The 15187-nt window shown below is 71.3% G+C and carries 11 protein-coding genes; 2 read left to right on the top strand and 9 right to left on the bottom strand.

All coding sequences use genetic code 11. The annotated features are described in order from the left end of the window. Positions 1-62: 62 nt before the first annotated feature. Both AC3RX1_RS02720 and AC3RX1_RS02715 read right to left on the bottom strand, forming a co-directional pair. Complete coding sequence (locus AC3RX1_RS02720) at positions 63-1484, bottom strand: aspartate aminotransferase family protein (protein WP_491499705.1); 1422 nt, start codon at positions 1482-1484, stop codon at positions 63-65. Continuing rightward, positions 1481-1954 carry an Lrp/AsnC family transcriptional regulator gene (locus AC3RX1_RS02715; RefSeq protein ID WP_491499704.1) on the bottom strand — a complete coding sequence of 158 codons (474 nt, stop codon included), beginning with the start codon at positions 1952-1954 and terminating at the stop codon, positions 1481-1483. The genes AC3RX1_RS02720 and AC3RX1_RS02715 overlap by 4 nt, the downstream gene beginning before the upstream one ends. Positions 1955-2072: 118 nt before the next feature. Here AC3RX1_RS02715 and AC3RX1_RS02710 point away from each other — a divergent pair, with 118 nt between their 5' ends. Beyond that, positions 2073-3428 carry an NAD(P)/FAD-dependent oxidoreductase gene (locus AC3RX1_RS02710; protein WP_491500082.1) on the top strand — a complete coding sequence of 452 codons (1356 nt, stop codon included), beginning with the start codon at positions 2073-2075 and terminating at the stop codon, positions 3426-3428. Positions 3429-3596: 168 nt separating this feature from the next. On the opposite strand, the gene AC3RX1_RS02705 is transcribed toward AC3RX1_RS02710, so the two are convergent. The 3 genes from AC3RX1_RS02705 to AC3RX1_RS02695 form a co-directional block, all read right to left on the bottom strand. Then, on the bottom strand, positions 3597-5027 hold the full coding sequence (locus AC3RX1_RS02705; RefSeq protein ID WP_491499703.1) for an aminobutyraldehyde dehydrogenase: 1431 nt from the start codon (positions 5025-5027) through the stop codon (positions 3597-3599). A 95-nt stretch (positions 5028-5122) separates the two neighbouring features. Further along, on the bottom strand, positions 5123-6490 hold the full coding sequence (locus AC3RX1_RS02700; RefSeq protein ID WP_491499702.1) for an aspartate aminotransferase family protein: 1368 nt from the start codon (positions 6488-6490) through the stop codon (positions 5123-5125). Between the two features lie 8 nt (positions 6491-6498). Next, positions 6499-8058, bottom strand: a complete 1560-nt coding sequence (locus AC3RX1_RS02695) for a CoA-acylating methylmalonate-semialdehyde dehydrogenase (protein ID WP_491499701.1) — start codon at positions 8056-8058, stop codon at positions 6499-6501. A gap of 196 nt (positions 8059-8254) precedes the next feature. Between AC3RX1_RS02695 and AC3RX1_RS02690 the strand changes: the two genes are divergently transcribed. Then, on the top strand, positions 8255-9871 hold the full coding sequence (locus AC3RX1_RS02690; RefSeq protein WP_491499700.1) for a PucR family transcriptional regulator: 1617 nt from the start codon (positions 8255-8257) through the stop codon (positions 9869-9871). A gap of 65 nt (positions 9872-9936) precedes the next feature. Here AC3RX1_RS02690 and AC3RX1_RS02685 read toward each other — a convergent pair whose 3' ends face one another. The 4 genes from AC3RX1_RS02685 to AC3RX1_RS02670 form a co-directional block, all read right to left on the bottom strand. Beyond that, positions 9937-11124, bottom strand: a complete 1188-nt coding sequence (locus AC3RX1_RS02685; protein WP_491499699.1) for an MBL fold metallo-hydrolase — start codon at positions 11122-11124, stop codon at positions 9937-9939. 264 nt (positions 11125-11388) lie between these two features. Continuing rightward, positions 11389-11727, bottom strand: coding sequence for a cupin domain-containing protein (locus AC3RX1_RS02680; protein WP_491499698.1), 339 nt, complete (start codon positions 11725-11727; stop codon positions 11389-11391). A 2-nt stretch (positions 11728-11729) separates the two neighbouring features. Then, positions 11730-13169 (bottom strand): NAD(P)/FAD-dependent oxidoreductase, encoded by a 1440-nt coding sequence (locus tag AC3RX1_RS02675; RefSeq protein WP_491499697.1) that lies wholly within the window; start codon positions 13167-13169, stop codon positions 11730-11732. 174 nt (positions 13170-13343) lie between these two features. Next, positions 13344-14990 carry an amidohydrolase gene (locus AC3RX1_RS02670; protein ID WP_491499696.1) on the bottom strand — a complete coding sequence of 549 codons (1647 nt, stop codon included), beginning with the start codon at positions 14988-14990 and terminating at the stop codon, positions 13344-13346. Positions 14991-15187: the final 197 nt, after the last annotated feature.

Here is a 15187-nt window from a genome sequence, read left to right as displayed (position 1 = left end):
ATGGCTCCCGAATCGGGGGTCGCCTCCCACTCTACTCTCTTGATTGACCAGTCGGTCAAGACCTAGAGTCGCGTCCACGCCTCGGTGAGCACTCCGCGCAGGATCTGCTCGATCTCGTCGAACTCGCTCTGACCGATCGTCAGCGGGGGCGCCAGCTGCACGACGGGGTCGCCGCGGTCGTCGGCCCGGCAGTAGAGTCCGGCGTCGAACAGCGCCTTCGAGAGGAAGCCGCGCAGCAGGCGCTCCGACTCGTCGTCGTCGAACGTCTCCTTCGTCGTCTTGTCCTTCACCAGCTCGATGCCGAAGAAGTAGCCGTCGCCGCGCACATCGCCGACGATCGGCAGGTCGAGCAGCTTCTCGAGCGTCGCCCGGAACGCCGGCGAGTTCTCCCGCACGTTCTGCAACAGCCCTTCCTCTTCGAAGATGTCGAGGTTCTCCAGCGCGACCGCCGCCGACACGGGGTGTCCGCCGAACGTGTAGCCGTGCGGGAAGGACGCGTCGCCGTGCGCGAACGGCTCGTAGATGCGATCGCTGACGATCGTGCCGCCGAGCGGCGAGTAGCCGCTCGTGACGGCCTTCGCGAACGTGATCATGTCGGGCTGGTAGCCGTACGCGTCGCAGGCGAAGTACTCGCCGATGCGACCGAACGCGCAGATGACCTCGTCGGAGACGAGCAGCACGTCGTACTTGTCGCAGATCTCGCGCACCCGCTGGAAGTAGCCGGCGGGCGGGGGGAAGCATCCGCCGGAGTTCTGCACCGGCTCGAGGAAGACGGCGGCGACGGTGTCGGGCCCCTCGAACTGGATCATCTCCTCGATGCGATTCGCCGCCCACTGTCCGAACTGCTCTGGAGTGCCGCCGGGAAAGCCCATCTCGTCGGCGCGATAGTAGTTCGTGTTCGGCACGCGGAATCCGCCCGGGGTGACCGGCTCGAACATCGACTTCATGCCGGGGAGGCCGGTGATCGCCAGGGCTCCCTGCGGGGTGCCGTGGTAGGCGATGAACCGGGAGATGACCTTGTGCTTGGTGGACTTGCCCTGCAGCTTCCAGTAGTACTTGGCCAGCTTGAAGGCGGTCTCGACGGCCTCGCCACCGCCGGTGGAGAAGAAGACGTGGTTCAAGTCGCCGGGCGCGTAGCCGGCGATGCGGTCGGCCAGTTCGATCGCCGCCGGATGCGCGTACGACCAGATCGGGAAGAACGCCAGCTGCTCCGCCTGGCGGGCCGCCGCATCCGCCAGCCGCGTGCGTCCGTGGCCGGCGTTCACGACGAACAGTCCGGACAGTCCGTCGATGTACTTCCGGCCCTGCGAGTCCCAGATGTGGTGGCCTTCGCCGCGCGTGATGATCGGCACGCCGGGGCCGTCGGTCATGACCGACTGGCGGGCGAAGTGCATCCAGAGATGGTCGCGAGCCATCTCCTGGAGCTCCGCCTCGGTGCGGTGCGCGGTGCTCTGTGCGGTCGCGGTGGTGGGTGTGGAGTTCATCGTGTCCCCCAGTTGTAGAGCTGTTTGTGGAGTCGGAGGTAGACGAACGTCTCGGTGGAGACGACGCCGTCGAGCCCCCGGATGCGGGTGTTGAGGATGTCGATCAGCTCGTCGTCGCTCGTGCAGACGAGCTCGACGAGGAGGTCGAACGACCCGGCCGTCATGACGACGTAACTGACGCTCGGGATGTCGGCGAGGGAGTCGGCGACGACGCCGATGTCGCCCGCGACCTTGATGCCGATCATCGCCTGGCGGGCGAACCCGAGCTGCAGCGGGTCGGTGACCGCGACGATCTGCATCGCGCCGCTCTCGGTAAGCCGCTGCACGCGCTGGCGCACCGCCGCCTCGCTCAGTCCCACGGCGCGGCCGATGTCGGCGTAGGAGCGTCGGCCGTCGTCCTGCAGCTGCTCGATGATCGCCTTCGAGGTGTCGTCGAGTGGTGCGGCCGTCGTCCGCGGCGTGCCGGGCATCCTTGGCCTCCTTCGCGTGCCGCCACGGTATCAGTTGCCGGATGCGTCAGACAAGAGCGAATCCGAAGCTAGAATGGCGATCGGATTCCGAAATCGCACATGAGCAAGGGTGGTCAACGTGCGCAACGGCGGTGTGTCCTTCTGGTGGGGTCAGCTCGGCGAGCCGGTCGCGCGGGCCCCGCTGCCCGGCGACGTCGAGGTGGATGTCTGCATCGTGGGCGGTGGATACACCGGCCTGTGGACGGCGTACTACCTGCGCCGGGCCGACCCCTCGGTGCGGGTCGCGGTCGTCGAGTCGCGGTTCGCCGGATTCGGCGCGTCGGGTCGCAACGGCGGCTGGCTCACCAACTCCGTCACCGGGGGCCGGGAGCGGTACGGCAGGGAGGGCGGCATCCGGCAGCAGGCGGCGCACAACGACGCCGTCGACGAGGTGATCAGGGTCGCCGAGGTCGAGGGGATCGACGCCGACATCGCGAAGGGCGGCGAGCTGAACGTCGCGTACGCGCCGGCTCAGCTCGCCCGGATGCGGGCGTTCGCGGCGGCCGAGGCACCCTGGCCCGGAGCGGACGTGGTCGAACTCTCCGCTGCCGAGACCGCCGCGCGGGTCGGTGTCGACCGGCCCCTGGGTGCGGTGTGGCACCCGCACTGCGCACGCGTGCACCCGGCCAAGCTCGTCCGGGGGCTCGCAGCCGCCGTCGAGCGCGCCGGCGCCGTCATCTACGAGGACACGCCGGCCCTCGCGATCTCGCCCGGTCGCGTGCAGACCGCGCGTGGCACCGTGCGGGCGGCTCACGTCGTGCGGGCGACGGAGGGGTTCACGGCGAATCTGTCCGGCCAGCACCGCACGCTGCTGCCGATGAACTCGTCGCTCATCGTGACGGAGCCGCTGCCCGAGTCGGCCTGGCGCGAGATCGGATGGACGCACGCCGACACCCTCGGCGATCTGGCCCACGTCTACACGTACGCGCAGCGCACCGCCGACGGGCGGATCGCGTTCGGCGGACGCGGGGTGCCGTACCGCTACGGCTCGCGCGTCGACACCGACGGTCGCACGCAGGTGCGCACGGTCGCCGGGCTCACGCGGCTGCTGCACACGGCGTTCCCGGCTGCCCGCGAGGTGTCGATCGCCCACGCCTGGTCGGGAGTGCTCGGAGTGCCGCGCGACTGGGCTGCGTCGGTGGGGTACGACCGAGCGACGGGGCTCGGCTGGGCCGGCGGCTACGTCGGCACGGGAGTCACGTCCACGAACCTCGCCGGGCGCACGCTCGCCGACCTCGTGCTCGGGCACGACACGGATCTCGTCCACCTGCCGTGGGTCGACCACCGCGCGCGGCGCTGGGAGATCGAGCCGCTGCGCTGGCTCGCGGTGAACGCGATCTACGCCGCGTACGGCATCGCCGACCGGCAGGAGTCGCGCGGGCGGGCGACGACCTCGCCCGTCGCCCGCCTGGCCGACCTGATCTCGGGCCACTGAGGCGCGCGCCGGGCCGCGGCATCCGTCGGCCGTCTGCCGTCGGCCGTCTGCCGTCACCGAGGGAGGAAGTGGAACGGAGGGAGGACGATCGTGTGCCGATCGTCCTCCCTCCGTCCGGATTCCTTCGCTCGTGACGTCGGAGTCTGGCGCGCGATGCCGCAGGCCGGGTTACTGCAGGCTCGCCATGACGTGCTTGATGCGCGTGTAGTCCTCGAAGCCGTAGATCGAGAGGTCCTTGCCGTAGCCGGACTGCTTGAACCCGCCGTGCGGCATGTCGGAGACGAACGGGATGTGCGCGTTGATCCACACGCAGCCGAAGTCGAGCGCGCGGCTCATCCGCAGGGCGGTGGTGTGATCGCGGGTCCAGGTCGAGGCGGCCAGCGCGTAGGGGACGCCGTTCGCGAGGGTCACCGCATCCTCCTCCGTCTCGAACGGCTGCACCGTGAGCACGGGCCCGAAGACCTCGGACTGCACGATCTCGTCGTCCTGACGCACTCCCGACACGATCGTCGGCTCGAAGAAGAAGCCCGTCTCGCCGTGGCGCCGGCCACCCGTCTCGATGCGGGCGTGGGCCGGCAGCCGGTCGATGAATCCGCTCACCCGGTCGAGCTGCCCGGCGTTGTTCAGCGGACCGAAGAACACATCCTCGTCGGGCGCCCCGGTTCGGATGCTGGCGCGCACGTGCGAGACGAGCTGGCCGATCAGCTCGTCGTGCACCGAGCGGTGGACGATGACCCGCGTGGCGGCGGTGCAGTCCTGGCCCGCGTTGAAGAACGCCGCTTCGGCGATGCCGGCGGCGGCGCGGGCCAGGTCTGCGTCGGCGAATACGACGGCCGGGGCCTTGCCGCCAAGCTCGAGGTGCACGCGCTTCAGCTGCTTCGACGCCGATTCGGCGACGGCCATGCCGGCGCGCACCGATCCGGTGATCGCGACGAGCTGGGGCGTCGGATGTGCGGTGAGCAACGCCCCGGTGGCCCGGTCACCGAGCACGACGTTGAAGACCCCGGGCGGAAGGATCTCGGCCGCGAGCTCCGCGAGCCGCACGGTCGTCGACGGCGTCGTCTCGCTCGGCTTGAGCACGATCGTGTTGCCGGCCGCGAGTGCCGGCCCGATCTTCCAGATCGCCATGTTCAGCGGGTAGTTCCACGGCGTCACCTGGGCGACGACCCCGATCGGCTCGCGGCGCACGTACGAGGTGAAGCCTTCCGCGTACTCCGCCGCGGCGCGTCCGTTCAGCTCGCGGGCTGCCCCTGCGAAGAAGCGGAGCTGGTCGATCGACTGGTCGATCTCGTCCGCCACGAGGGTCGCGCGGGGCTTGCCGGTGTCGGCCGACTCAAGGTCGGCGAACTCCTCGGCGTGCTTCGCGAGGGCGTCGGCGAGCCGGAACAGCGCCAGCTGTCGCTGCGCCGGCGTCGCGTCGCGCCAGGCGGGGAAGGCACGGGATGCCGCGGCGAACGCCGCGTCGACGTCGTCGGCGGTCGAGACGCCCACGTGCCCGCGCACCTCGCCGGTCACCGGCGAGACGAGCTCGAGCAGCGCCCCGGAGGGGGCGACGGGCCGCCCGTCGATGAGGTTGTGCAACGTCGGGGTGGCGGTCATGCCTTCATCCTTCCTTGACCGGACCGTTCGCCTGTCTGAGATCGACCTTCCCGCGTGAACGAGGGTCGATGTGCGACAGGTGAGCGGTCCCCTGGTCACATGTGCTCGTCGGCGGCGTGCAGCGCGGTGTCGATCACGTCGAGGCCGCGGACCAGGTCGTCCTCGTCGATGATCAGCGGCGGTGCGACGTGCACGCGGTTGAAGTGGGTGAACGGCCACACGCCGGCGCGCTTGCACGCCGCCGCGACCGCCGCGACCGGCGCGGCCTCCGGACCCGACGCGTTGAACGGCACGAGCGGCTCGCGCGTCGCCCGGTCCTTGACGAGCTCGATCGCCCAGAACAGGCCGCGTCCGCGCACATCGCCGACGCTCGGGTGGCGCCGCGCGATCTCACGAAGCCGCGGCTCGACGACGCGTGACCCGAGGTCGCGCACCCGCTCCAGGATCCCGTCGCGCTCGAACACCTCGAACGTCGCGATGCCGGCGGCGCACGCCAGCGGATGCCCCGAGTAGGTCAGCCCGCCGGGGAACGAGACGGTGTCGAAGTGAGCGGCGATGCGGTCGGAGATCACGACACCGCCGAGCGGCACATAACCGGAGTTGACGCCCTTCGCGAACGTGATGAGATCGGGCACGACGTCGAACGCGTCGAACGCGAACCACTCGCCGATGCGGCCGAAGCCGACCATGACCTCGTCGGCGATGTAGACGATGCCGTAGCGGTCGCACAGCCCGCGCACCCCGGTCAGGTACCCGGGAGGCGGCACGAGCACGCCGTTGGTGCCGACGACCGTCTCGATGATGATCGCGGCGATCGTCGACGCCCCTTCCAGCACGATCGTCTGCTCGAGGTGCTCCAGCGCGCGCGCCGTCTCCTCCTCGGGTGAGGACGAGTGGAACGGCGACCGGTACGGGTACGGGCCGAAGAAGTGCGCCACGGAGCCGTCGGACGGCTCGTTCGGCCACCGCCGCGGGTCGCCGGTGAGGCTGATGGCGGTCGCGGTGTTGCCGTGGTAGCTGCGATACATCGCCAGCACCTTGCGGCGGCCGGTGAACTGCCGGGCCATCCGTACCGCGTTCTCGTTCGCGTCGGCGCCGCCGTTCGTGAAGAACACCTTCTCGAACCCGTCGGGGGCGATCTCGCTGATGCGCCGGGCGAGCTCGCCGCGCACGTCGTTGGCGAGCGACGGCTGGATCGTGGCCAGCTGTCCGGCCTGGCGCTGGATGGCCTCCACGAGATCGGGATGCTGATGCCCGAGGTTGAGGTTCACCAGCTGGCTGGAGAAGTCGAGGTACGAGTTGCCGGCGTAGTCCCAGAACGAGGCGCCGTCGCCGCCGGCGACCGGCAGCGGATCGATGAGCGCCTGTGCGCTCCAGGAATGGAAGACGTGGCCGCGGTCGTCGGCCCGCACGCGGGCGTCCGCGGCGAGGTCGACCGGGGCGGTGGTGAAGGTGTCGCTCATGGTGATCGTCAATCGTTCTGCGGGAAGCCGAGGTCGATGCCGCGGTGGGAATGGGTGTCGGCGGCCGGGTCGGTCCACCGCGTGGTGATGGCCTTCTCACGCGTGAAGAAGTCGAACCCGTGACTGCCGTAGGCCTTCGCGTCGCCGAACAGGGAGCTCTTCCACCCGCCGAACGAGTGGTAGGCGACCGGTACGGGGATCGGCACGTTGACTCCGATCATCCCGACCTGCACCTCCGACTGGAACCGCCGCGCGGCCCCGCCGTCGTTCGTGAAGATCGCGGTGCCGTTGCCGAACCGGCCGGAGTTGATGAGGTCGAGGCCCTCCTGGAACGTCGCCACCCGCACGATCGAGAGCACCGGACCGAAGATCTCCTCGGTGTACGCCCGGGAGTCGGTCGGGATGTTGTCGATCAGCGTGGGGCCGAACCAGAACCCGTCGTCGTGCCCGTCGACGGTGAACCCGCGCCCGTCGACGACGATGTCGGCGCCGTCGGCCTCCGCGATGTCGACGTACGACGACACCTTGTCGCGATGCGCGGCCGAGATCAGCGGGCCCATGTCGGGCTCGCCCGCGGCGGACGCGCCGTCGCCGATCCGCAGCCTGGCGATCCGCTCCTGGATCTTCGGCGACAGCTCGTCCGCCACGTCGCCCACCGCCAGCACGACCGAGACGGCCATGCAGCGCTCGCCGGCCGCGCCGTACCCGGCGTTCACCGCCTGGTCGGCGACCAGGTCGAGATCGGCGTCGGGCAGCACGAGCATGTGGTTCTTCGCCCCGCCCAGGGCCTGCACGCGCTTTCCGGTGCGGGATGCCTCTTCGTAGATGTACTGGGCGATCGGCGTGGATCCGACGAACGAGACCGACTGCACGGCATCCGCGCGCAGCAGCCCGTCCACCGCCTCCTTGTCGCCTTGCAGCACGGTGAACACACCGTCGGGGAGACCCGCCTCCGCCCACAGCGCGGCGAGCCACAGCGCCGCCGAGGGGTCCTTCTCGCTCGGCTTGAGGATGACGCTGTTGCCCGCGGCGATCGCGACGGGGAAGAACCACAGCGGCACCATCGCCGGGAAGTTGAACGGCGAGATGATCGCGGTGACCCCGAGCGGCTGCCGGAGCGTGAAGACGTCGACCCCGCTCGAGGCGTTCTCCGTGTACCCGCCTTTCAGCAGCGACGGGAATCCGCAGGAGAGATCGACGACCTCGAGCCCGCGTGCGACCTCGCCGGCCGCGTCGGAGAGCACCTTGCCGTGCTCGGCGGTGATGATCGCGGCCAGCTCACCGCGCCGCGCGTTCAGCAGCTCACGGAACGCGAACAGCACCGCCTGCCGCTTGGCGACCGACCAGCGCGACCACACCTCGAATCCCGCCTGCGCCGACGCGATCGCCTCGGCGATCTCGTCGTCGTCGGCCAACGCCACGCGGCCGGTGACCTGCCCGGTCGCCGGGTTGAACACCGGGGCGGTGCGGCCTCCGGCCGGCACCCGTGGGGCTCCGTCGATCCAGTGCCCGATGACCGGTGCCTCCGGCGTGGCGTCGTCGACGGACTGCGGCTGGGTGATGGTCATGGATATCCCTTCCCGGGTCGACGCCTCGGTGCGTCGACGTGTGCGCATGCGCTGGTCGGACAGATCGACCGGCAGCATCCGTCTCAGTGTTGCAGGGCGATCTCACACGCGGGAGTGGCTATCCGTCGCGATCTGAGAGGCGGATCGGACGTACTGTCCGGGCTATGCTGAGTCAGCTCCGACCCGAGGGAGAGTCATGGTGACCGACGACGACACGCGCGCGGATGCCCAGATCGTGCTGCCCACCCTGCGCGAGGTGCTGCAGCTCGACGCGGTGACGCAGGGAGTGCCGGAGGTGCTCAGCGGTCACGATCGGCTCGACGCCCACGTGCGATGGGTGCATGTGTCGGACAGCGCGGGAGTCGCTCGGCTGCTCAACGGCGGCGAGCTGCTGCTGTCGACCGGCTCGGCGTGGCCGCAGGACCCCGACGAGCTGCGCGCGTTCATCGCCGAGCTCGTCGCGGTGGGCACCGCGGGCCTCGTGCTCGAACTCGGCACCCACTACCGCTGGACGCCCGCGGTGATCATCGACGCGGCGCGACAGCACGGCCTCACGCTGGTCGCGCTGCACCACGAGGTGAAGTACGTCGCGATCACGGAGGCGGTCCACCGCCTGATCATCGACCGGCAGACGGCGGCGCTGCGGGCGCGCGACGAGGTGCGCGACCGCTTCACCGCCCTGGCGCTGCGCGGGTCGCCCGCCGACTACGTCGTGCAGCAGCTCTCGGTCACGCTGGAGGCCCCGGTCGTGCTGGAGAATCTCGCACACGAGGTGATCGCGGCGGAGGTGCCGCCCGCTCGCGAGGAGGAGCTCTTCACCGACTGGGAGCGCCGGTCGCGGAGCGCGCACCAGACGGCGGACGCCCGCGGCGAGACGCCCGACGGCTGGCTGCTCGTGCCGGTGGAGGCGCGCGGCACGCGGTGGGGGCACCTCGTCGCCCTCCCGGGGCCGGAGCATCCCGCCGGGCGGCTCGGCGTGCTGCAGCAGGGGGCGATCGCGCTGGCGCTCGGACGGCTCGCCGACGGCTCGAAGGACGAGTGGGAGCGCCAGGCGCGACGGCGTCTGCTCGAGCGCCTCGTGACGGGACGGTTCATCAGCGTCGCCGGCGCCGCCGCGCGTCTCGGGGCTGCCGGGCTTCCCGTGCGCGACCGGCAGCTGTACGGGGTCGTCATCGCCCGCGCGTCGGTGGCGGGAGGACGGGCGGATGTCGCGGCCCGCGCGATCGGCGGACGGGCGATCGCCGGCCCGGCGCCGACGTCGCGACCGGCGACTGCGGTGCTGCTGTCGCTGCCGCCCGACGACGCCTTCGACGACGCGGCCGTGCGGGAGTTCGTCACCAAGGCCGTGGGGGAGGCCGCCGCTCATGCCGTCGCCGCGGTCGGCTCGCCGGCGCGCGGTCTCGACGAGGCGCTGGTCTCGCTGCACGAGGCGGTCGACCTCGTGCACGGCGGTCCGGGAGCCGACCGGGGCGGCCCCGAGATCCGGCGCGCCGACGCGCGGCCCCTCGTCCACCTGGTCACATCGCTGCGTGACGATCAGCGCCTGCTCGAGCACGGCGAGCGCATGCTCGCGCCGCTGATCGACTACGACCTCACGCGCGATGGAGACCTGCTCGACGTCCTGACGGCGGTGCTGACGCATCCCGCCAACCGCACCGCGGCGGCCGCGGCATCCCACCTGTCGCGCTCGGTGTTCTATCAGCGCATCGCGCTCATCGAGCAGCTGCTGGAGATGGACCTCGACGACGGCGAGACGCAGACCGCGCTGCACCTCGCGCTGCTCGTCCGACGGAGCGCGCCCTCCCGGCGCTGATCAGCGCGACGCTCGGAACGGCCGACGGCTGAGTGGGGCCGAGTCGAGGGGCTGCCGCCCGTGGCCTACCGGCGCCTGCCCACGGGGATCTGCATCAGGTCAGTGCCGAGTTCGATCTCGCCGCGGTAGCCGGCCGCCCGCGCGCTGTTGCGCAAGAGCTTGCGCCACTCGCTGTCCGAGACCACCGACGCGTCGGCGGGACTGAGGTGTGTCGCGACGAGCTTCGCGACATCCGCCTCGCGGGCCACCGCACCGAGCTCCGCCACGTCGGTGTGCACGAGCTTGATGTGCTCGATGACCGGTGCGGGATAGCCGAGCTTCGGCAGGGCAGCGAAGTCCGCCGCCTCGTGGAGCAGCAGGTCTGCGCCCTTGGCGAGGGTCGGGATGTTCGGGGTGCGTGCCGTGTCCCCCGAGAAGACGACACTGCCGTAGTCGGTGTCGAAGCGGTATGCCAGCGCCGGCCAGACCGCACCGTGCGGAACGAGGATGGCGGTGACCTTCACGCGGTCGTCCTCCATGACGGGGAAGGGTGCCATGACCGGTGCCGGGTTCGCCGGGGACGCGCCGGCGGACGCCGGGGGCAGCACATCGTGCACGTGCAGCATCGTGACGGGGTCGACGCCGAAGTGCTCGGTGAGGAAGAACGTGGTGGAGGCCGCGAAGCTCTGGTTGGCGAGGGCCGTCTGCTCGACGGTGCCGGGCACGCTGCCAGTCGCACCGGCCAGCTTCGACGGCTCCCCGGCTGGGCCCGGTCCCCACACTCCGATCGGCGACTGGAACCCCTGCGGACCGACGACGCCCGCGGACAGCAGCGGGAACGAGAAGTAGTCGACCGTGTGGTCGGAATGCAGATGCGTGAGGAAGATCCCGGTCAGCGACGGCATCGACAGTCCCGCGCGCATGAACTGGGTCACGGCTCCGCGGCCGCAGTCGATCACGTACGTCTTGCCGTCGACGACGAGGGCCGACGAGATCCCGTTGCGGTAGGCCTGCGGGGGCGGGCCGCCCGCGGTGCCCAGCAGGGTCACCGACAGCCCCCTGGTATCGGCCGGCCGGCGGGAGGCTTCGGCGGCCGAGGCAGAGGCGGAAGGCCGCAGCAGACCCGTGGTCGTCGCGAGGACGGCGGATGCCGCGGCGGCGCCGAGGAGCCCGCGTCGGGAGATGCCTGACCTCGGCGCGTCGTGGTCGTCAAGAGTGCCGTCGGGGTGCGTCGTGGCGTCGTCGCACATGATGCGTCCCATCTCCTTCGTCATCGAAGGCGCCGTCGTCGTGGAGGGCGCCGGCCGTGAGGCGTCGCTCCATTCGACACCCCCTCCGGTGCGCGGCAAAGGCGGTTCGGCCGATGGTGGGTATCAGCGACGCCGATGCCGGGCGGAGCGCGATCGCCCCGCCGGGGCACGGGCGCTGCTCGGTGGCCGGCTCTTCCCGTCGCAGAAGCAGGCTGGATCCGCTCATCGTCGGCCGCTCAGGCAGCAGGGGGCCGATCGCGCCTGCTTCTGCGACGCCGAGCGGCGGGATCAGGCCACGTACACCTTGCGCAGCGTCTCGCGGATCGTCCAGACGGTGCGCATCCCCGCCGTGAGCCGCACGATGACGCCGGGGCGCAGCTCGACGGCGGGCAGGGACGGTTCCGTGAACTCGAGCAGCCCGGTGCCCGACACCACGACGAACACCTCGTCGTCCTCGACGTCCGTCGAGACGCCGGGGGAGTGCTCCCACACGCCGATCGTGCGTCCATCGGTGGCGTCCAGCTCGACGAAGCCCGCCCGGGGCGCGCCGGCCCGCACCTGCTCGGCGGCGATCGGCTCGTCGTCGATGGGAAGCGACGCGGCGACCACCCCGGCTCCGGCATCCATTCTCATGAGTCGAACCCCAATCCCAGCGCGTCGAGCGTCTTCAACAGCAGGTTGCGGCGCCCCTCCCGGTGGTCGGCGCGATCGAGCGACCAGCGGGTCGCGTTGATGCCGATCGCGGCCGCGGGCTCGGGCGGGAAGGGCAGGGGGCGCTTGCGCACCATCTGCAGCGACGTGCGCTCGTTCTCGATGCCGTCGAGCAGGTCGAGCATGACCTCGCCGGCGAAGCGGGTCGAGCCGACGCCGAGACCGGTGAAGCCGGCGGCGTAGGCGACGCGGCGCCTGCGCGCGGTGCCGAAGAACGCCGTGAACTGCGTGGACGTGTCGATCGCGCCGGCCCACTGGTGGGAGAACCGCAGGCCCTCCAGCTGCGGGAACGTCGTGAAGAAGTGCGTGGCGAGCCTCCGCCACGTCTCGGGTCGGTTCTCGTACTCGGCGCGCACGCGGCGCCCATAGTGGTAGATCGCGTCGTAACCGCCGAAGAGGATCCGGTTGTCGCGGGTCAGCCGGTAGTAGTGGAACTGGTTGGCCATGTCGCCGATCCCCTGGCGGTTGCGCCATCCGATGGAGGCGAGCTGCTCGACGGTGAGCGGCTCGGTCATGAGCACGTAGTCGTAGACGGGAACCGTCATGAGACGGTTCCGGGCCAGCAGCGACGGGAACACGTTCGTCGCGAGGACGACCCGGCCGGCGCGCACGCTGCCCGCCTCGGTGACGACCGTGGCGCCGGCGTCGCCCGGCGTGCGGAGGTCGACGACGCGCGAGCGCTCGAAGATCTCGACGCCGCGCTCCTCGCATACCCGCGCGAGCTCGGCCGCCATGCGCGCGGGATGGACCATGCCGCACGTGCGCTTCTCCCAGACCGCCGCGAGGTACGTCGGCGAGTCGACCTCGGCGCGCACCGCCTGCTCGTCGAGGTAGACGACGTCGTCGTCGCCCGCCGCCTCATCGCGCCACTCGTGCAGCCACTCCAGCTGGTGCGGCTCGAGCGCCGGCGCGAGCTGGCCGGTCCGCTCGAAGTGGAAGTCCATGCCGTACCGCGGCTCCGACGCCTCGATCGCATCGAGGTTCGCCATCCCGAGGCGCTCCAGGGTCGGCATCTCGTCGGGCCAGCGCACCATCCCGTTCTCATGGCCGTGGGTGAGGCTCGACTCGCAGAAACCGCCGTTGCGGCCCGATGCGGCCCACCCCACTCGCTGGGCCTCGAGCACCACGATGCGGGCATCCGGCATCCGCTCGCTCGCGAGCAGCGCGGTCCACAGGCCGGTGTAGCCGCCCCCGACGACCACCAGGTCGGCGTCGTGCGCACCGGTCAGCGGCGGCCGATCGGGTGTCAGCTCGGGCGGCAGATCGTCGCGCCAGAAGACGGAGTGGGCGGTGTGCGCGAGCGCATGGGAGACGACGGATGCGTCGGGTCGATGCCGTTCGAAGACGGTGGTTCCCACGGGTATCAGCTCCGATCGAGGTGGGTGGATTCCATCCTGGCCGAGCGGGCACGCCGGCACACCGGCATCGTGTCGGGATCTCGCCGGACGGCCGGACGGAGTGTCGTGGCGACGAAGGTCGGCCGCGACATCCCGCTCCTGCGCGGTCGTCGAGGGATGCCGCGGCCCGGCCGCTCACTCCGCGGCGAACACGCGCTCGCCCTCGACGAACGTCTGCAGCACGCGCGTGGCCCCGATCTCGTCGGCGGGACCGGCGAAGGGATCCCGGTCGAGGAGCGCGAAGTCGGCGTACTTCCCGACCTCCACCGTGCCCGTCGACTCGTCGAGGTGGTTCACCCAGGCCGACCCCGCCGTGTACGCGGTGAGCGAGGTGGCGAGGTCGATCGCCTGCTCGGGGAGGAACGGGTCGTAGTCGCCCTCCTCGTATCCGGGAGCCGCCGTGCGGTTCACTGCCGTGTGGATCGCCGCCAGGGGGTTCGGGCTCGACACAGACCAGTCGCTGCCGGCGGCGAGCACAGTGCCCGCGCGCAGCAGGTCCCCGAACGGGTACTGCCATCCGGCACGACGCTCGCCGAGGAACGGCAGCGTGAGCTCCACCATCTGCGGCTCCAGCGTCGCCCACAGCGACTGCATGTTCGCCGCGACCCCGAGCTGTCGGAACCGGGGCACGTCCTCGGGGTGCACGACCTGCAGGTGGGCGATGTGATGCCGGTTGTCGCCGCGTCCGTTGCGGGCGACGGCGTGGGCCACGGCATCCAGGCACTGCCGGACCGCCCGGTCGCCGATCGCGTGGAAGTGCACCTGGAACCCGAGCGCGTCGAGCTGGGGCACCGCCTCGTTCAGGACCTCGGGGTCGACGAACGAGATGCCGGAGTTGTCGGTGGGATGCCCATGCCCGTCGCAGTACGGCTCGAGCATCGACGCGGTGAAGTTCTCCGCGACGCCGTCCTGCATGACCTTGATGCTCGTCGCGGCGAACCGGCCGCCGCGGTACCGCTCCCGGCGTTCGACGAGCGAGGGGATCTGCTCGAGGCCCGCGGCACGGTCCCACCAGAGCGCGCCGACGACCCGCGCGGTGAGGCGCCCGTCGGTCCCGGCGGTGACGTAGGCGGGACCGGGATCGCCGGCGTCGCCATAGGCGCCGATGATCGCGTCCTGCCAGCCGGTGATGCCGAACGAGTGCAGATAGCGCTGGCCTTCGAGGAGCGCCTCGACGAGACGCTCCGGCGGCTCGGTCGGAAGGAGCCGGTTGACGAGCGTCATCGCGCCCTCGTGCAGCGTGCCGGTCGGCTCGCCATCGGCGTCGCGCTCGATGCGGCCGTCGGCGGGGTCGGGGGTGTTCCTGTCGATGCCGGCCAGCCGCAGCGCGGCGGAGTTCACCCACGCGCCGTGGCCGTCGCGGTTGGGGAGGAAGGCCGGCCGGTCGCGGACGACGGTGTCGAGGGCGGATGCCGTGGGCGTGCCGCCCGGGAACGCCGACATCGCCCAGCCGCCGCCGAGCACCCACTCGTCGTCGGGACGTGCCGCGGCGTACGCCGCGAGCGCGTCGAGGTACTCGCGCTCGGTCGAGTACGGCGACAGGTCGCAGCGCAGCCGGTCGAGCCCGCCCCACACCGCGTGCACATGCGCGTCCTGGAAGCCCGGCACGAGCATCCTCCCGCGCAGGTCGACGACCTCCGTGCCCGGTCCGACGAGGTCGTCGACGTCGTGGCCGACGGCGACGATCCGGCCGCCCGCCACGGCGACCGCGGTCGCCCGGGAGCGCACGGTGTCGGCGGTGAACACGGGCCCGCCGCGGAAGACGAGGTCGGCGTACGGCATGGTGACTCCTTCGGTGGTGGTGCGATGCGTGTGGTGTGGGCGTGGTGCGGTGCGCGGTGGCTTCGCCGAGTTGCCCCTCGGTTGCGCGAGTTGCCCCTCGGTTGCGCGAGTTGCCGCCGCGTTGGCCGAGTTGCCCCTGCGTTCGGCCGAGTTGCCGCCGCGTTCGCCGAGTTGCCCCCGCGTTGGCCGAGCCGCCC

This window comes from Microbacterium altimontanum (assembly GCF_058349865.2).
This window is presented reverse-complemented; position numbering and strand designations above follow the sequence as displayed.